Genomic DNA, 16,564 nt, shown 5'->3' on the forward strand with positions numbered 1-16,564 from the left:
TAGTTTGTTATCGAAAAAAGGCGAGGGCAGCAATGCTCTCGCCTTTATGGTTTCTATGAGGATCGCTCTGATCGTCATAGGAGGGCTTCGTTAGAAGAAAAAGCTTACCGCACGAGGACGCCTTTGCGGGATGGAGATTCACACGCGTCGATGAGTTTGAGGGCCGCCTCAGTCCATTCGCCAAGTTCTTTGCATTGCTTGATCGCCTCATTGATGGAGAGTCCTCGGCGGAAGAGGATGTCGTAGGCTTTCTTGATGTTCTCCCGTTGTTTGGCATCAAAGCCTGAGCGGCGTAGGCCGATGATGTTGAGGCCTGCTAGTTTATTCTGGCCGTGGCACATGCAGTAAGGGGGGATGTCTTTGCTGATCGCTGCATTGCCTTGGGAGATGGCATAATCTCCGATATTGATGAACTGGTGGAAGCCAGCGCCCCCGCCAAGGAAGGTGCGATTGCCTACGGTGATGTGGCCAGCAAGCATGCAGTTGTTAGCGATCACGTTGTGGTCGCCGAGGGTGACATCGTGGGCAAGGTGAGTGCCCACCATGAGGAAGTTGTGGTTACCGATGACGGTGTTCTCTCCAGCCTTGGTGCTGCGGTGAATAGTCACATTTTCCCTGATGCTATTGTTGTCGCCGATGATAGTGCCGCTGTCCGTTGAGGGGTCAAAGGAATGATCCTGCGGCAGGCCGCCGATATGTGAGCCGAAGCCAATGAGGTTTTCTTTGCCGATGATGGTCTTGCCAGTGACCCACACGTGGGGATCGATGGTAGTGTTGTCGCCGATAGTAACGCCAGCTTCGATGATGGAGAAGGCTCCGATGGAAACATTTTCCCCGATAGTGGCTTCCGGGCTGATGATCGCTGATGGGTGATGCATGTTGATAGATGAAAATTAGAGCATACCGGCTTCGCGGTATGAAAAGTAGGGGTCGTGGGCGTGGTTGTTACTGCCCACGATGATGTGATCGATGAAGCGCACTTGCAGCAGATTAGCTGCTTCCTTGATAGCTTCGGTCATCCGGTTGTCTGCGCTGCTCGGGTTCGGGTTTCCGGACGGATGGTTGTGCACCAGAATGAAGCCGTAGGCTTCGTGCAGCACTACGGGGTGGAGGACGTCACGCGGGTGGCAGAGTGTCTCATTCACCGAACCTCGGGAGACTTCGATCGTTTTGACGTGCTGGATCCGTGTATCCACGAGAATCACGAAGAGCGATTCCTTGCTGAGCAGGGAGAGCTGAGGCCGCATGAACTCATAGATGAGCTCTGGGGAATTGAGTGGCTCGGCTGAGAATTTCTCTCTGGCGAGCCTGATACCAATTTCAAAAGCCGCAGCTATCTGAGCCGCTTTTGCGGGTCCTAGGCCATGTTCTTTGGAGAGTTCTTTGACATCCAGCCGTGAGAGGCTGTGTAAACTGCCGTGGGTATGGATGAGCTGCTGGGCAATCTGGATGGCGGACTGCCCTTTGACGCCGACTCGCAAGAAAATGGCAATCAGCTCGGGCGTACTCAGCGATGCCGCGCCCCACTTGGCGAGTTTCTCGCGGGGGCGCTCGTCCTCTGGTAGGTCGCTGATACGATTAGAATGCACGGGGGATTACTGGATGATGAGACAGCAGGTGGCCATGGCGGCGATGCCTTCCTTGCGGCCAACAAAGCCCATGGTTTCGTTGGTGGTGGCCTTGATGCCGATGTCTTCTGGTTCTAGGCCGAGGGCCTCAGAGATGTTGGCTTTCATAGCCTCGAGATGAGGGAGTACCTTGGGGGCCTCGGCGATCAGGCTGGAGTCGATGTTCTGGAGGTCGGCACCCTTTTCATCTGCTAGCGCGCGGCATTTCTTGAGAATGTCCAAAGAGGAAATTCCCTCAATGGTCTCATCCTGCGGCGGGAAGTAGTAGCCGATGTCTGGCAGGCCGAGTGCTCCCAGCACCGCGTCAGCGATGGCGTGGCAAAGCACGTCTGCATCCGAGTGACCTAACAGGCCTACTGAGTGAGGGATATCGACTCCGCCAAGGATGCATTTCCTGCCCTCGGCAAATTGGTGAACGTCGTAACCGATTCCTGTGCGGATCTTCATAGTCTATTGTCCTCTCAGAATTAGATTTCGATGCTTTCTCCAACAGCTGGAAGGAAAAGGGAAAGTCCCTTGGATTCGAAGTGTTCACGGGCTGTCGCGTGGTCGATGGCGATCGGTGGGAAAGTATCGTAGTGCAGTCCGAGGATGTTCTTTGCACCTGCCCAGTCGGCCGCGATAGCTGCATCTTCATAACCCATCGTGAAGTTGTCCCCGATGCAGAGAGCTGCCCAGTCGATCTTGTGGAACTCGCCGATGAGTTTCATGTCGTAGGTCAGAGCGGTATCACCTGAATAGTAGAAAGAACCTTCTTCGGATTCGATGACGAAGCCGCCCGGATTGCCGCCATAGCTGCCATCAGGAAGCACGGAGGAGTGCACTGCATTGACGTACTTGATGGTGCAGAAAGGGAGCTGGATCTTGCCGCCGTGATTCATGGGGTGGGCATTCTCGATTCCCTTTTGTTGGAACCAGGAAACGATCTCGAAGTTGGAAATGAGAGTAGCGCCTGACTGCTTGAGGATTTGCTCAGCGTCTGCCACATGGTCTTCGTGTCCATGAGACAGGAGAACGAAATCTGGATTAAGTTGTTCGATGTCAATGGATGCAGCGGCTGGGTTCGGGGTAATGAAAGGATCAAAAAGAATGGTCTTACCAGCGATGCTGACTGAAAAACAAGCGTGTCCGTAGAAGGTGACGTTCATGGGTTTACTATGTGGTTGCGGGTCAGAGATTAGAAGTAAAAAAGCCGCTGGATGACCAGCGGCTTTGTAGCAAATGAGTTAGATAGGCAGGGGCTGATTAGCGTCCGCCTGCTGGTGGGTGACCTTGTGGAAGGCCGCCTGGGAATCCACCCGGGAGTCCTTTCGGAAGTTCACGCTTGGAGATGTCCTTCAGTTCCACTTCAAAGATGAGTGTGCTGTTTGGTGCAAGGACTGGTCCGTTGCGGCGTTCACCGTAGCCGAGCTTGGATGGGATGTAGAGCTTCCACTTGGCGCCTACAGGCATCATCTTGAGGGCTTCTGCAAAGCCTGGTACCACCTGCAGTGAGAATGGAATGGCTTCGCCTTCTGGAGATTTGTCGAACTCAGTACCGTCGATGAGAGTGCCGCGGTAGGACACGTGGAACTGAGTCTGCATGTCCATGCCGTTAGGGAGGTCTGCAGGTGCTTCGTATTTCTTGTCACCACCTTTTTCGAGAATCTCGTACTGGAGGCCAGAGTCTGTGGTGACTACGCCTTCCTTCTTGCCGTTTTCCTCGAGGAATTTCTTTTCCTTCTCAAGGTTGTCTGAGGCGATCTTTTCTTCACGCTTCATGATGGACTCCTGGAGTCCACGCATAGCAGCTTGGAATTGTTCAGGAGTGTATTCAGCGTCATCACCACTCAGGGCTGCGAGAAATCCTTTGAGGAAAGCTTCCTTGTCGACGTCGGTAGGGTTGATGCCTGCACCAGCAAGCTGCATGGCGTTCTGGTAGCCGAGGCCGTAGGAGGAGATGCCAGTGACTTCTTCAGGCTTGAGTGCTGGAGCTTCTTCTTCAGCAGGCGCTTCCGCTTTTGTAGGAGCCTTTTCAGCAGGGGCTGCTTTGTCTGCTGCCTTCGCTTCATCTTGGGCGAATGCTGTGGAAGTAATGGCCAAGCCGAGGGCGGCGATACTGATGTGTTTTTTCATGATTGTTCTTATGGTTGACGAAAAGTTAGGAGTCTTGTGGCGTGCTGTCGAGGGATAGTCCTGACTTATGGCACAGATTTCTATGATTACGAGCGGCACCTAGAGGGTATATTGTTTCTTTGGTTTTGGGATGATGCACTCGGTCTGCGGCAGCCGGGCTGCGATTTGCTGCTGGAACCACTCGCTGGCGGGCTTGTCGCCGTGTACGAGAAAGACCTGTTTCGGGTTCACCCGGATGATGTAGTCGAGAATCGAATCGCGGGTGGCGTGGCCTGAGAAATCAAAAACTTCTACCGGGCAGTCCAGTACGACAGGGTCGTTTTCGGGGTTCAGGCGGACGATGTCCCCACGGCGTGTCTGGCGGATCTTACCGGCAGGGGATTCCGGGTCTGCGTAGCCCACGAAGAGGAGGGAGTTCTTTGGGTTGTTGATAAAGAACTGGGCGAAATTGTTGGAGATGGTCTTTTCCGTCATCATGCCGCTGGAGAGTGCGAAGATGGCGCCCGGGCGGTAGGAGATCGGTGTCTTCTTGCCTTTGCTGCCGGTCTGGACTTCCATGTCCTCCAGGATCTTGAAGTCGGGGATCTTACGGGCAGTGGTGGAGGCAAACTCGTCAAAGACCACGGTCATCTTGGTGCTGAGGCCGCCAATGTAGATCGGGGTTTGCTCAGGGATGCGACCATCCAGCTTGAACTTGTAAAGCATGGTGAGCACCTCCTGGGTTTTGCCCATGGCAAATACCGGGATGAGTGCGGAGCCTCCACGCTCAAGAGTGTCCAGAATGGCCTCACAGAGTTTGTCCTCTTCAGACTCACGAGTGTAGGACTCGCAGCGTGGGCTGGCGCCACGTGTGGTTTCAATGATCAGAGTGTCGATGTTGTCCTCCGGGAACTTGGCGCCGGTGATGAGAGTCTGGTCCTCAAACTGGATGTCTCCAGTATAGAAGATGCGCTTGCCCTGAGATTCGATCATCACTCCGGCTGAGCCAAGAATGTGTCCGGCATCATAGAGGGTAGCGGAGGTGTGCAGCGTTAGATCATGAGTTTGCTCGACTTCCAGATGCTTCCAGCGTCCTACCAGGCGGTCGAGTTCGCGGTGGCCGTAGAGTGGGTAGTCGGTGATCCCCAGTTCGGTGCGTTTGATTTGCATCACATTGACCGAGTTGTGCAGCAGGGCGCTGGCTAGGCCTGCCGTGGCAGCCGTCATATATACTGGCGCTTCGGGTTGATCACGCATCAGCACGGGGATGGTGCCAGCGTGGTCGAGGTGGGAATGTGTCAGGAAAATGGCATCTACGCTGTTGTAGGGAACCTCATTCAGGCAGGGTATGGCCTCCTGGCCCTCTTCCTTGGGGTGCATTCCGCTATCGAGCACGATGCGGCAGTCCCCGGTATCTAGTAGATAGGAGTTGGCGCCGATTTCATTGTCTCGTGCTAGATTTTGAAAAAACATGGTATTCAGTCTTGGGATGCTAGATTCCGTTATCCAAGGGGGGCATTTGCCTTAGCTAAGGCCTTGGGACGCCCGCGGAGTCTCTCTGAGATTCGGGGCAAAGGCGAGGTGATTTTCTGCCAGAAGGTGACAGGGGGGCCATAAAGACTCTTCTTATGTTGTCAAATTGTAAATTTTTGATAGAAATAATGAATGGCTAAAATTAAAATTATACTCGGTGCTGTCGGTATGGCGGCGTTGTTCGGGATGAGCTCATGCTCACACCCGTGCCATCCATGTCATCAGTCTGCAAAAGGTTGCGATGTATGGCCTAAAATCCAGAGCCACGCACAGTGGGGTCACGTACAGAAGTATTGCTGCCCTCCACCAAAGCCTTGTACCTGCAGCCATGTGCCAGTCGAAGCGACCAAATAAATACATACAAATACGTATTCTATAGAACCAAATACCCCTGGTTTGACCAGCACGGTCTAAATGGTGGAACCCCTTTATCTGTTAAGATTAGGGGTTTCTTTCTTTTTGGGTAAAAAGTTCGGGAGCAGACCGTGCCCGGACTGCCCCCGCTGAAGCAAGGTGGAGCTATGGCTAGTTCTGCAGCAAGCGCTTGAGCGCTTCCTCGACACTTTTGCGGGTGAGTGCATAGCTGGCGGTACGGTCGTAGCGGGCGATGTTGATACCGACCATTTTGCCCTCTCGGTTGTAGAGTGGACCACCGCAATCTGTGGCCCAGATCAGGGCGTCGTGGGTCAGGCACTCTGGGAAGTTCATGCGGCGTGTGCTTAGTTTGCCGCCCTTGGCGGAGATTTTCTGAGCGGTGGAGCTTGTGGCATTCATGGCGAAAAGTTCGCTGCCGCTGGCGTCTTCCAGAGTAGCAGAAATGATGAGAGTTTTCTCCTCCCTAAGGACGATCAGCTCGACTTTGTCTCCGGGAATGAATTTGCCAACCTGTTCGGACAAGGCTTCGATATTGGCTACGGCAACCCCCTGGATGTGGGTGATGATGTCACCTTTTTTGATGCCAGCAGCTCCGGCGGGCAGGTGTTCGTCAGCTTCCTCGATGAGAACTCCCTTGTCGCTTTCATTGGTGGGGTGGGCCTTGATGCCAAGAACAGCCTTGTTTCCATTGCCGGCTCCGATGAGTTTCTCTGGAATGAGGCGAGGACGGTTGCCAATCACGCCAAGGGTGGATTTGTCTGCTCCCGGGCTAACAACCAGCTGCCCCAGATTAGAGGTGTTCTCAGTCCAAGTCGGAAGAGTGAGTTCTTGGTCTATTTTGAGTAGTGCCAAGTCGCTGGTTTCATCCTTGCCCATGACTTTAGCGGCAATCTTTTGGCCTTTTACGAGCAAGTGCACTTCTGCCTTGTCGCCGAGTTCACTGGCTTTGGTAAGTAGGAGACCTTCTTTACGAATGGGGGTCGCCAGGCAGACCTGAGCATCATCCAGATAAACGGGAATGGCTTCCGGGGTCTTGGGGAAACTCTCGGAGATATCAGCAGCGCTGTCACCGAATTGGCCGGCAAGCTTGTCATAGTCGACCTTGTTGCTTTTCACCTGTTCGTCTTTGAGGAAGCCGAGTTCCTGGAGTTTGGCCAGGCCTTCGGGGCTGAGTTCTATTTTGAGCTCTCCCGTCTTTGGGTTGTAGTGGGAGTGATCCATCATGATGGCCAGAGCTTCATCGGTGAGCTTGCCATCGTATTTTTTCTGCAGGGCTTGCTTGATCACCTCATCCTGCTTGGCTTTCTTTTGTTTGGCCAAGGGGTCGAAACCAAGTTTCTTGAGACGTTCGAGATGTTCTTTCGTGAGGGGGAGATTGAGTTGCTTCTTCTCTGGGTTGTACTTGGCCACGGAGATCATCAGGTCCAGGGCTTCAGCCGGGATGTCCTGTCCCTTGTATTGCTGTTTGAGCAGCTTTTCGATGGTCTGTTCCTCCTCGGTTCTCGGAGTTGCCGGCTGCTCGTTTGCCTGCTCCTTGTTTTTTTGATTCAGTTCTTCCAGTTGCTTGTTTTGCTCTTCGGTGATCAGGCCGAGTTTGACGAGGTCATGACCGGCTGCGGTGATCTCCTTGAGGACTGAAGGCGTGATCTGAATGTTCATCGCTCCTGTTTTGGCATTGAGAGCGGAGTTCTTCAGGATGATGTCGATGACCTCTTGAGGGAAATCTTCTCCGTATTGCTTGCGTAGGAGTTCGGAGGTCTGTTCTTTCTGTTCCTCGCTGAGTGTGCTTTTCTTCGCTTTCTTTTGGGCTTCCAGGGCATTCTTTTTGCCCAGTTCTCTAAGGGCATCGACCTCGGGGAGGGCTTTCTCTCCGCGGATGGTGTCACCCCACATGTCCATGATGATACTCAGGCGGGCGTGGTGATTAGCTAGAGCGCTTTTCGGGGAAACATTGCTAGTAATGCCTGCTACTCTGCCTTCGATGTCGAAGAGTGGGCCTCCGGAGTCCCCGGAGACCACGGTATTGTCCGTGATGAACTGTTTCACCCCTTGCCATTCGTGTAGGCCGAGTACCCTGCCCAGACGCATCGGGGCCGGGCGGTTGAGCTGCAGCCCGCCGCCATTGCCGTAGGCGACACACCAGTCGCCATCTTTCAGGTCACCCAGAGAATCTACCGGGCGGAGCGGGCGGTGTGGCCAGCCCCCTTCGGGTGCTGGGTCGAGAATGAGTGCCAGAGCTGTGTCGGACGCTTTGTCCGAGTAGACTGCGATAGCCTTGGCTCGATTTCCATCGGAGAGAATGACTTCAAACTCCCTGCCTTCGTAATCCACGCAGTGGTGGGCAGTCAGGATGAGGCCTTTCGGGTCGATGATGACGCCGGTTCCTTGGGCATTGCCAATGGACATGCCTACGGTGGCTTCACGGCAGGGATCGGCTATGGAGGCGGTGGCCGCCTCCAAGGATTTCAGATCGAAATGCTGTGTTGCGTCTTTGGTGAATGCGGAGAAATTGCCCAGAGTGAGGGCACAGATCGTGAGGTAGTGCGGAGAGAGCAGAGTTTTCATGTGATACTTGGATAGCGCTCTGAAATGCAGGTTTGTTTAAAGTCGTCAGATAATTGGTGATATTGGCCAAGAATTGAGGAGAGATTGATGTTGTAGTGGGCGTAACTATCAAGATGTTCAGAGTCCTACCCGTTCTATTGCTATTCTTGGTTCCCTCTTTCTTGCCAGCTTTGGCGAAGCAGAAGCCAGACGAGAATATTACCTACAAAGAGGTGGAAGGTAAGGATCTCCAGCTGCACGTATTCTATCCAGAGGGTCATCAGAAAAATGATGCGCGCCCGGCCATCGTTTTTTTCTTTGGTGGCGGGTGGAAGTCTGGAGCGGCGCAGCAGTTCTACCCGCACTGCGAGTACTTGGCATCCCGCGGGATGGTGGCGATCTCTGCCGACTACCGTACTGCGAAAAGCCACAAGACCCGTCCTCAGGAGTGTGTGATGGACGGGAAGTCAGCTATTCGTTACGTGCGCAGTCATGCCAGGGAGCTTGGGGTTGACCCTAATAAGGTGCTGGCTGGTGGAGGATCGGCAGGGGGTCACGTAGCTGCGGCTACTGCCACGCTGAAGAAGTATGATGATCCAGCTGATGATCTGAAAGTGAGTTGCAGGCCGGCTGCTCTGGTTCTCTTCAACCCTGTCTATGATAATAGCGAGGCAGGCTACGGTTATGACCGGGTGAGGGACTACTGGAAAGATTTCTCACCGATGCACAATCTTAGCAAGGAAGTGCCGCCGACAATCGTTTTCCTAGGCGATAAGGACAAGCTGATCCCTGTATCTACCGCCGAGTTTTTCCAGGAGCAGATGAAGGAGCTGGGTGTAAAGAGTGAGCTGCATGTCTATCCTGGCCAGGAGCACGGCTTTTTCAATGCCAACAAGAGCGGGGGAAAGTATTTCAAGTTAAACTGTGTCGAGATGGATCGCTTCTTGGTCGAGCTTGGCTACTTGAAGGAGAAGCCGTCCAAAAAGTAAGCAGGGACTAGACACAAAGAAGCCTTTCAGTGAACTGAAAGGCTTCTTTGAAAAGAATGGTGCTCGAGGGGGGAGTCGAACCCCCACGCCCTTAACGGGCACTAGATCCTTAGTCTAGCGCGTCTACCAATTCCGCCACCCGAGCGAGGTGTGATTTGGTGAGGCGGGTTGTAATCGAAATTTGACCCATGGCAAGAAAATCTTTGCATAAAATGGCATTTTTTTTCGAGCCCCTGCCATCACCAAGTCAGGCAGAGTGGATTAGCCTAATTTGGCGTTCCAGTCCTCGATGCGGTCTTTCTGAGCTTCGAAGAGTTCGTCAGTGCTGTCGTGGACTTCAATCGTCGTGATTGTGTCGCCTTGGGCGATGGAATCGACGACATCCTGGCCTTTGGAGACCTTGCCGAAGACGGTGTGGTGGCCGTCGAGGTGAGGTGTAGGGCCGTGGGTGATGAAGAACTGGGAGCCGTTGGTGTTCGGGCCAGCATTCGCCATAGAAAGAATGCCTGCGGAGTCGTGCTTGAGCCATGGCTTGCATTCACACTCGAACTTGTAGCCTGGGCCGCCCATGCCGGAACCGGTAGGGTCACCACCCTGGATCATGAAGTTGGCGATCACACGGTGGAATTTGATGCCGTCGTAGAAACCTTTCTTGGCAAGGTTGAGGAAAGAAGCGCAAGTCACTGGTGTGTCGTTGGCGAACATAGTGATGTCGATGTCGCCCTTGCTGGTCTTCATAGTGATTTTGATATCTGAAAGTTCACTCATGGTGCCGGAGTCTCAAGCCTGAGCCTGCAAGATTCAAGCAGCAAGTTGCCTGAGCTTCGGGATTGCCTGTGTCTGAGCATTAGGATAATGCTGTGTCTTATGCGTTTGCTCTCCGTATCTATCCTTGCGCTACTAGGTATCTCGGTAATGGCCCTCATGGCGGTGCCCATGGATTATTCGAATTACCGAAAGAAATTGTTCGAAAAAGAGGTCTACCCTCAGCCTGATTTCTCATCAATGAGTTGGGAGGAGCTGCTGGAGTATTTTGGTGAAGGCAAAGTGGCGAGGGTGAAGAAAGGTGTCTTTGCTCCTGGGGTACCCACTGTATTTCCTGATAAAATGGAGGATCTGTCATCTAAAGAGGCTGCGATGCAATACGCTCTCGCGAATCAGTCCGCCTACCACAAAGAGCATTATAGGCTGAAATGGGCGCAGTCCGAGAATCAGAAGCTCCCTAAGGAGGGATGGCTGGTTTATAAAGAGAGTACTCCTAATTGCTATTACTATAGGGAAACGTATTGGGCTTTTTCGTTAGATAAAAATTTGTTGGTGTATTGTAGTAATACGTCGAATGGGGTGGTCTTTGCTAACTCCTTGATTGATGAGGTGGGCTATGATATCCGGGTCATTCAACTAAAGCCTGAGGAGTGTAAGCGTGTTGCTGAGCTGATGTGCTATCTGACCTTATTGAGGTCGGAACGTGTGGTGGATGACAAAGATGGTAGACGAGGGCGGGGAGTCAGTATTGTTACCTCTGATGGGCGATGTGGCTTGCAGTATATTAGCCCGAGTGTTGTAGATGATCTTTACTCGGACAGGAGAACGTGGAGTGGAGTGTCGACTCGCTGGGATGACGAATACGCTATACAGGTCTGCGGAGATCTAACTGGTGAATATTTATCAAAGCGCCTACCTGAGCTGCTAGGGGAGCGTTGGAAGCGATATGAACGCATGACTCAGCGCAACGACCTGACTCGGCACAGGAACAAACTGGCACCAAAGCATAACCGTGACCAATTGCGAGAGATCAGCAGTGGCATGAACGAGATCTATCTGTTACGGGAAAAATGCTTTGTGCCTGCTTTTATGTTGGCGTGGGTAGTGAAGGCTACTGGTGAATTGGGGAGAATTGAGTTTAAGCAAGACTTGGCAGCCATAAAGAAGGAGGTTCAGGAGTGGCAAGCTCTGGAAAAAGCCCTGGAAGGTGAAAAGGATCCTATGGCGCACGATGGCGGCCCTTTGGAAGAATTGAATGAGGAGGAAAAGCTGAAATCTAAATTTGTGCGTCTTGAGGAGTTAAGACTGAAGTACAAGCGTGGAGTTAGTGATGGATTTTCAGATTTGTTAGAGGATGTGATGCTGAAGGTTTCTACATCTGAGTATCCTGAGGAACTCGTAAAGATGGCAGAGCAGGATGGTGTGTTAAAAGAATGGGCGCTCAAGAAGCTCTGGAGAGATTATCCTGAAGAGTATGCCGAAGTGCTGCTTTCACATGTGAGGGTAGTCGCTGGGCGTGCGAAGAAGGAGAAAGCGATTGAGCACCTATTAGCAGTGGCGCCGCACCTTGGAGAGGAGTTGGTGAATGGAATGAGTCCTGAGGATAGGGAGTTCTATTGCTTGAGCCTACTAGAAACCTACAGGAAATTTTTCCCTGAGGAGATGAGTCAGATGTTGAAGTGGGTGATTGCTAAGGCGCAGGGGAGCAATGTGTCATGGAGGCACAGGAGTAGAGCGCTAGGTGTACTCAGGCCAGAGTGGTTTCCTGACCAGCAGGGTGTCGTTTATCCCGTACTCAAAAAGATTGGCTTTGGGTTTGTGGTGGGTGTGTGTGACCCAAAGTCTAAGATGAAAGCCTTGGGGTCTATGGTGTATTGGTCAAAATCCGCGAGTGAGTGGCGGGAGATATCTAAGAAGATTGTCTCCGAAGGAGGGAGGTACTACTTTGCAAATAGTGAGGTTCTAAATGCGCTAAGTGTCTTAGCGTCCTGTGTTGGAGATGAGGCTAAAAAGGAGATCAAGCTCTATGCCGAGAATGCCTTGCTCTATGGCGATGGAGCGGGAGACAGAGTGATCTTCTTTCTATGGGCAAACGATTACCGAGAGAGCAGGGAGTTTTTAAGGCGTCTGGCCACCAGGGATCCCCAACAAGTCTCCAGCAAGTGGGGAGCAGAAAGTCAGAATGAGCGAAGAGTGCTTTGGAAAGAGCGTTTCCACATGGCACGTAAGGTCACAGCTTTTTGGGCGGTAGAGAATGAAGAGGTGGAAGCCAAGATGCTGGCGGCTTTCGTTATCTCCGAGCCATATGACTTCTTGCACTTGGATGATCCAGAGCTCGGTTATGAAGTCTGGGCATGGAAACGCTTTATCAAACTCATGTCGCGCTATCCAGAGGTGAAGAGCATCTTCATCAAAGAAGCGAAAGCCAGACCGAATTATGAGGGTGGCTACTTGAAGCTGATTGTTGAGAAACTGGAGAAAGGGAAACCTTAGTCCTTTTTATCGAACTCCAAATAGTAGAGGTAGAGTTCTTCCACTTTTTTGCGGGCCCAGCCGGTGCGGCGCAGGAACTTGAGCGAGGATTTGACGGAGGGGTCTTTGGCGAAGCAGTTGATGCGGATGCGGAAGGAAAGGTCGTCCCAGCCATAGGCCTCCACTAGCTCTGTAAGCATGCGCTCCAAGGTGATTCCATGCAGGGGATTGTTCGCTTGCTTGCGCGGTTCGCTCATAAGTGGGAATCTACAGACCTCTGAACCCACGGAAAGCACAGAAATGCTCGTGAAGGCGATTTTAGGTGTTCTTTGTAGGGGATTTATGAAAAATCAGCGCATGCGTACTTTGCTTTGTTTACTGCTGCTCTTCTCCACCGTCTTTGCGGAGGGAGTGATTGAGCTGAGCTACGATGGGCAGCAGTGGCTCAAAGATGGAAAGATTACGAATGTGGAAGAGCTTGGGCTGATTAAGCGGGAGGCAAAAGATCTTCGGATCATGGCTCCTGCGAATACGGAGATGGAGGTGTTTCATAAAATTTTTCCATTGGTGCAGGATCTGGAGGGCAGGTCGCTCATGCTGGCGCTCGGTGATGAAACTATTGTGCTACAAGGATTGAGTAGTAAGGAGATTGAATTGGTCAGGAGAAAGCCAGTGCCTTCTTGTGCTGGCTCCGAGCCCTACTCGGCTCGTTTGTATGGACTCTATGGTAAAGTTTCTTGCTGCTTCGGAGGCTGGTTGAAAAATGAGGAGCTTCGATGGGAATCTGATGTGATGATATCGAAAGCTTGGATGCATGCTGACGGTCGGGGTAAGGCGTATTACGAGTCCAAGCTTAAAGAGCTTATTGCGCATCCGAACGAGATTGGCGCGGTATTTGTGACCTCCAAGAGTAGTGTGTACGCTGATTATTTTGAGGCATCTAAGAAATGGAATGCCATGGGGGTAAAAAAGGCATTTTTACTGGTAGATGATTCCAAGTATTTGTTTCTAGCGCCTATCTTTAGGAAGGGCTGGGCGGGGTCAAAAGATCAGAATGCAGCTGAGAGTCAGCAAGGGCGAGGGGACGAGACACAAGTATGGTTCCCTGATAAAGAGGATTTTGGCGAGATTGATCCACAGTTCGCCGTGAAGCCTTTGGATGAGGAGGTGTCTATGGTTGCGCCTGCTGATAAAAAAGCAGGTGAAGGTAAGGTGAGGGTAACAATCATGGTCGAAGCCAAAGTGGTGTCTATCAACGGAGAGCAGTTTGGTGTCCTCAAGGGGGGCGATAAAGCGGCAGCGAACAAAAAGCTCAAAGAGTTGAAGGCTCAGGGCGACGTGCATGTTTCCATCCAAGTAAGCGGTGACGCGCCGCAATCATTAGTGCTCGATGCTATTAATCTGTTAGTTGCTCAGCAAATAGATAAGGTGACGTTCGAAGTTTTCAGTGAGTAAATGAGATGAAGGTGTTGTTGTGTTTGTTGTTTTCAACTCTGCTCGTCCTTGGGCAAGAGTCAGTAGAGTTCTCATTTCAAAATGGAGAGTGGAAGCTAGTGGCTGGGAACATGCCGATGAAAGGGAAAAGTGTACGCTTGCTGGCAGATGGCGGGACAAAAATGAAGAATGTCTACCTACCAGCTGAGGCGCCATTTGTGCACGGGAACGGTGAGTTAATATTGGATTCAATAAGTGATGATGAAGGGCCTGTTAAGTTTACTGGAGCTAATATCACTGTGAAGGAATTTCAAAAAGAGGTGGCGGATCTCAAGGGGAGGCAGCCGTTTGTGCTGGGTGTTTGTGGGGATTTGTTGTTCGCGCTCGGGCCTGGGGATAATCCTGCCTTCATGATGCAGGCAGATGGTAAAGGTAAAATAAGTTTTGCTGCTGAGGTGAGGCGAAGGATGCTGCTAAGAGGTGAAATGGAAGGTGTCACAGATTATCCTTTGTCTTTTCAGGCTACTGGTGAGACGTCTCTGGATCAGGCGATTAGAGCTGCATCACTACTGCAAAAAATGATGGGAGATAAAATGATCTCTGAGGCGCCTATGAGGCTGGATGCGGCAAAACAGTTTATCCCTCTAGAGTATGAGTTGCCTGGAATGAGTGCTTATATAGCTGGTAAAGTAGAGACCAAGATTCAGGTGGGGCTGGGCTTTAAAGGTGTGGTCTATGATGAGGGTGGTAAGATACTCAAGACGGACTTGGAGGTAAGCTCTCATCTCCGAGAGAAGGTGAAGGCTATTCAGGAGGGAGAGCCTTGGCTGGCAGTGGTCGGGGAGCCGGAGCATTTATTTAAGTATTCGCAGATCCTTCTTAAGCAAGCTGAGGATGCAGGGATAAAGTATGTATTGTTCTTTACGACCAATGATCTGGCTGAAGGGGCTTTGACTCCTCCTGAAGGAGCTTATCAGTTTGATAAAAAAGATCTGGCCGTGAAGGTGAACGACCCGATTAAGCACATGATCGGTTCAGTGCAAGATATTCCCATTGGCGAGGGTGATAGGCAGCCAATGTTTATGCAGTTGAGGGGGAAGGGGATGCTACTAAATAGTGAGGAAAGCTACGATTATGATCTAGGGGGGAGGGCTAAATTGAGCAGTAGGCTCGAGCTTTATACGGAACTCGCCGGAGGAGCAGGGGTCGAGCCTAGTATGGTGATTGTTGTCGATAAGGGTGTGCCCCTCCATCGTGTGAAGGCATTCATAATGCTGCTGGATAATAATGGTATTGATGACTATCTCATCATCCATAATACGAGTAAACGGCAAAAGGTGTATCCGATGTTAGATTGGTAGCTTTTCTTCTTGGCCGAATAAAAATACCACTCGTGGTGACTTAAAATCATGCAGTCAAATTCAGTGAAATTTCAGGAACAAATCACTCGCGCTTACTACAGGCAGTTTTTCACCCTCCATGAGCGGATGGTCTATGTCTTTGCTTTAATCGGGCAAAAGGTTCTCAATTTTCGGCCTTTGCCGTTTACGCCTGAAGTGCGGATTGTTGAGAAACTGGGTTATCAAGTTAAAGAGGCATGTGTGGATTTCAGATTCCTGTTAGGTTCTGATTTTGATCAAGCGTGGCTTGAGCTGTTTCGGGAAGAGGTGGTGGAGCGGGGTGTCCAAGTGGCCTTTGGTGAGGGGAATGAACTGATCATTAAGTCCAGCGCTGAATTAATCACGGCAGACCTGTTGGCGGCTAAAATAGGCTTACAGGCGGCGAATGCCCGTTATCGGGAGTTTGAAAGGGAAGTCGGGCAACTGGCCGAAGAGCAAGATCGTGGTCGTGATGCCGTGATTGCTGCCGAACTGAAGCGCGAGATGCTCGTCAAGCAAGCCTACGATAGGCTGGAGGTCTAGCTGAACTAGGCAGTCTATCTGATCACTCCGCGCTCCGTGGTTTCTAGGAACTTGATGAGGGTCTTGACGTGCTCGTTCTTGGCTGAGTCGGCAGCCTTGAGATCGGCTAGCGAGAGGGTGAGGTTTGTGGCCTTCTTGAGGAAGACGCGCTTGTAGGCGCGGCGGAGGAAGGAGATGTCTTGATCCGTGAATCCACGGCGCTGCAGGCCGACCTGATTGATTGAGCGTACGGCAGCCGGCGTGCCATCGACGATCGTGAATGGCGGGACGTCTTGTACGACTTTGGTACAGCCTCCGATGAGCGAGTGCTCACCGACACGGCAAAACTGGTGTACTGCGGCAAAGCCGGAAATAATGGCGTGGTCTCCCACCACAACGTGGCCAGCAATGGTTCCGTTGTTAGAGAAGATGCAGTGGTTGCCTACCACGCAGTCATGGGCGACGTGGGAGTAGGCGAGGAAGTTGTTGTCATTGCCGATGGTGGTCGGCGTGTCTGGCGAGGTGGAGCGGTGGATAGTGCAGTTCTCGCGGAAGGTATTGCGGTCACCAATGACGAGGTAGGTGGGCTCACCCACATACTTGAGGTCCTGGGTGCGCTGGCCGATCGCCGAGAAGGGGAAGAAAATGTTCTCCTGGCCGATAGTGCAGGGGCCTTCGATGACGACGTGTGATTTCAGGGTGCAGCCGTCACCGATAGTAACGTTTTCTCCGACCACGCAGTAGGGGCCGATGGAGACGTTCTCGCCGATGGTGGCTTCTGGTGAAATAATGGCTGTTTCGTGAATCACGGGATCAATCGTAGATAGAA

General features: G+C 51.9%; 15 protein-coding genes and 1 tRNA gene. 5 read left to right on the plus strand and 11 right to left on the minus strand.

Annotated features, from left to right (window positions below):
- Positions 1-104: 104 nt before the first annotated feature.
- The 7 genes from lpxA (BUB27_RS13420) to BUB27_RS13450 all read right to left on the minus strand — a co-directional run bounded on the left by lpxA (BUB27_RS13420) (position 105) and on the right by BUB27_RS13450 (position 8,195).
- On the minus strand, positions 105-878 hold the full coding sequence (gene lpxA, locus BUB27_RS13420; protein WP_143184376.1) for an acyl-ACP--UDP-N-acetylglucosamine O-acyltransferase: 774 nt from the start codon (positions 876-878) through the stop codon (positions 105-107).
- A gap of 15 nt (positions 879-893) precedes the next feature.
- Positions 894-1,589, minus strand: coding sequence for a RadC family protein (radC, locus tag BUB27_RS13425; RefSeq protein ID WP_143184377.1), 696 nt, complete (start codon positions 1,587-1,589; stop codon positions 894-896).
- A 6-nt stretch (positions 1,590-1,595) separates the two neighbouring features.
- Positions 1,596-2,075 (minus strand): 2-C-methyl-D-erythritol 2,4-cyclodiphosphate synthase, encoded by a 480-nt coding sequence (gene ispF, locus BUB27_RS13430; protein ID WP_143184378.1) that lies wholly within the window; start codon positions 2,073-2,075, stop codon positions 1,596-1,598.
- Between the two features lie 20 nt (positions 2,076-2,095).
- The gene (locus BUB27_RS13435) at positions 2,096-2,776 is read right to left on the minus strand and encodes a metal-dependent hydrolase (RefSeq protein ID WP_143184379.1); all 681 of its coding nucleotides are present in this window, start codon (positions 2,774-2,776) and stop codon (positions 2,096-2,098) included.
- A gap of 97 nt (positions 2,777-2,873) precedes the next feature.
- Positions 2,874-3,743 (minus strand): FKBP-type peptidyl-prolyl cis-trans isomerase N-terminal domain-containing protein, encoded by an 870-nt coding sequence (locus BUB27_RS13440; protein ID WP_143184380.1) that lies wholly within the window; start codon positions 3,741-3,743, stop codon positions 2,874-2,876.
- Positions 3,744-3,842: 99 nt separating this feature from the next.
- A complete protein-coding gene (locus BUB27_RS13445; protein WP_143184381.1) occupies positions 3,843-5,195 on the minus strand; it encodes an MBL fold metallo-hydrolase in 1,353 nt (450 codons plus the stop codon).
- A 585-nt stretch (positions 5,196-5,780) separates the two neighbouring features.
- Positions 5,781-8,195 (minus strand): trypsin-like peptidase domain-containing protein, encoded by a 2,415-nt coding sequence (locus BUB27_RS13450; RefSeq protein ID WP_143184382.1) that lies wholly within the window; start codon positions 8,193-8,195, stop codon positions 5,781-5,783.
- A gap of 113 nt (positions 8,196-8,308) precedes the next feature.
- On the opposite strand from BUB27_RS13450, the gene BUB27_RS13455 reads away from it, so the two are divergent.
- A complete protein-coding gene (locus BUB27_RS13455; protein WP_143184383.1) occupies positions 8,309-9,163 on the plus strand; it encodes an alpha/beta hydrolase in 855 nt (284 codons plus the stop codon).
- A gap of 57 nt (positions 9,164-9,220) precedes the next feature.
- On the opposite strand, the gene BUB27_RS13460 is transcribed toward BUB27_RS13455, so the two are convergent.
- Together BUB27_RS13460 and BUB27_RS13465 are read right to left on the minus strand one after the other, a co-directional pair.
- Positions 9,221-9,308: transfer RNA gene (locus BUB27_RS13460), tRNA-Leu, on the minus strand.
- A 116-nt stretch (positions 9,309-9,424) separates the two neighbouring features.
- On the minus strand, positions 9,425-9,931 hold the full coding sequence (locus BUB27_RS13465) for a peptidylprolyl isomerase (RefSeq protein ID WP_143184384.1): 507 nt from the start codon (positions 9,929-9,931) through the stop codon (positions 9,425-9,427).
- Positions 9,932-10,030: 99 nt separating this feature from the next.
- Here BUB27_RS13465 and BUB27_RS13470 point away from each other — a divergent pair, with 99 nt between their 5' ends.
- Entirely contained in the window at positions 10,031-12,421 is a 2,391-nt protein-coding gene (locus tag BUB27_RS13470) for a hypothetical protein (RefSeq protein WP_143184385.1), read from the plus strand.
- Here the strand turns inward: BUB27_RS13470 and BUB27_RS13475 are convergent.
- Complete coding sequence (locus tag BUB27_RS13475; protein WP_143184386.1) at positions 12,418-12,657, minus strand: VF530 family protein; 240 nt, start codon at positions 12,655-12,657, stop codon at positions 12,418-12,420. The two genes, BUB27_RS13470 and BUB27_RS13475, sit on opposite strands and share 4 nt — an antisense overlap.
- On the opposite strand from BUB27_RS13475, the gene BUB27_RS13480 reads away from it, so the two are divergent.
- From BUB27_RS13480 to BUB27_RS13490, 3 genes are read left to right on the plus strand one after another with little or no spacing between them, the layout of a single operon-like run.
- Positions 12,599-13,855 (plus strand): hypothetical protein, encoded by a 1,257-nt coding sequence (locus BUB27_RS13480; RefSeq protein ID WP_200797152.1) that lies wholly within the window; start codon positions 12,599-12,601, stop codon positions 13,853-13,855. The genes BUB27_RS13475 and BUB27_RS13480 overlap by 59 nt on opposite strands.
- Positions 13,856-13,860: 5 nt before the next feature.
- Positions 13,861-15,195 carry a hypothetical protein gene (locus BUB27_RS13485; RefSeq protein ID WP_143184388.1) on the plus strand — a complete coding sequence of 445 codons (1,335 nt, stop codon included), beginning with the start codon at positions 13,861-13,863 and terminating at the stop codon, positions 15,193-15,195.
- A 48-nt stretch (positions 15,196-15,243) separates the two neighbouring features.
- Positions 15,244-15,756 carry a hypothetical protein gene (locus BUB27_RS13490; RefSeq protein WP_143184389.1) on the plus strand — a complete coding sequence of 171 codons (513 nt, stop codon included), beginning with the start codon at positions 15,244-15,246 and terminating at the stop codon, positions 15,754-15,756.
- A 14-nt stretch (positions 15,757-15,770) separates the two neighbouring features.
- Here BUB27_RS13490 and lpxA (BUB27_RS13495) read toward each other — a convergent pair whose 3' ends face one another.
- A complete protein-coding gene (gene lpxA / locus BUB27_RS13495; protein WP_143184390.1) occupies positions 15,771-16,544 on the minus strand; it encodes an acyl-ACP--UDP-N-acetylglucosamine O-acyltransferase in 774 nt (257 codons plus the stop codon).
- Positions 16,545-16,564: the final 20 nt, after the last annotated feature.

The sequence above is a fragment of the Rubritalea squalenifaciens DSM 18772 genome, assembly GCF_900141815.1.
Lineage (GTDB): Bacteria > Verrucomicrobiota > Verrucomicrobiia > Verrucomicrobiales > Akkermansiaceae > Rubritalea > Rubritalea squalenifaciens.

Coding starts and splice junctions, on each gene's coding strand:
- BUB27_RS13445 (WP_143184381.1), bottom strand. CDS start 5,195: ATGTTTTTTCAAAATCTAGCACGAGACAATGAAATCGGCGCCAACTCC.
- BUB27_RS13435 (WP_143184379.1), bottom strand. CDS start 2,776: ATGAACGTCACCTTCTACGGACACGCTTGTTTTTCAGTCAGCATCGCT.
- BUB27_RS13490 (WP_143184389.1), top strand. CDS start 15,244: ATGCAGTCAAATTCAGTGAAATTTCAGGAACAAATCACTCGCGCTTAC.
- BUB27_RS13465 (WP_143184384.1), bottom strand. CDS start 9,931: ATGAGTGAACTTTCAGATATCAAAATCACTATGAAGACCAGCAAGGGC.
- BUB27_RS13450 (WP_143184382.1), bottom strand. CDS start 8,195: ATGAAAACTCTGCTCTCTCCGCACTACCTCACGATCTGTGCCCTCACT.
- BUB27_RS13480 (WP_200797152.1), top strand. CDS start 12,599: ATGCGCTCCAAGGTGATTCCATGCAGGGGATTGTTCGCTTGCTTGCGC.
- BUB27_RS13475 (WP_143184386.1), bottom strand. CDS start 12,657: ATGAGCGAACCGCGCAAGCAAGCGAACAATCCCCTGCATGGAATCACC.
- BUB27_RS13485 (WP_143184388.1), top strand. CDS start 13,861: ATGAAGGTGTTGTTGTGTTTGTTGTTTTCAACTCTGCTCGTCCTTGGG.
- BUB27_RS13455 (WP_143184383.1), top strand. CDS start 8,309: ATGTTCAGAGTCCTACCCGTTCTATTGCTATTCTTGGTTCCCTCTTTC.
- BUB27_RS13440 (WP_143184380.1), bottom strand. CDS start 3,743: ATGAAAAAACACATCAGTATCGCCGCCCTCGGCTTGGCCATTACTTCC.
- BUB27_RS13470 (WP_143184385.1), top strand. CDS start 10,031: ATGCGTTTGCTCTCCGTATCTATCCTTGCGCTACTAGGTATCTCGGTA.
- lpxA (WP_143184376.1), bottom strand. CDS start 878: ATGCATCACCCATCAGCGATCATCAGCCCGGAAGCCACTATCGGGGAA.
- ispF (WP_143184378.1), bottom strand. CDS start 2,075: ATGAAGATCCGCACAGGAATCGGTTACGACGTTCACCAATTTGCCGAG.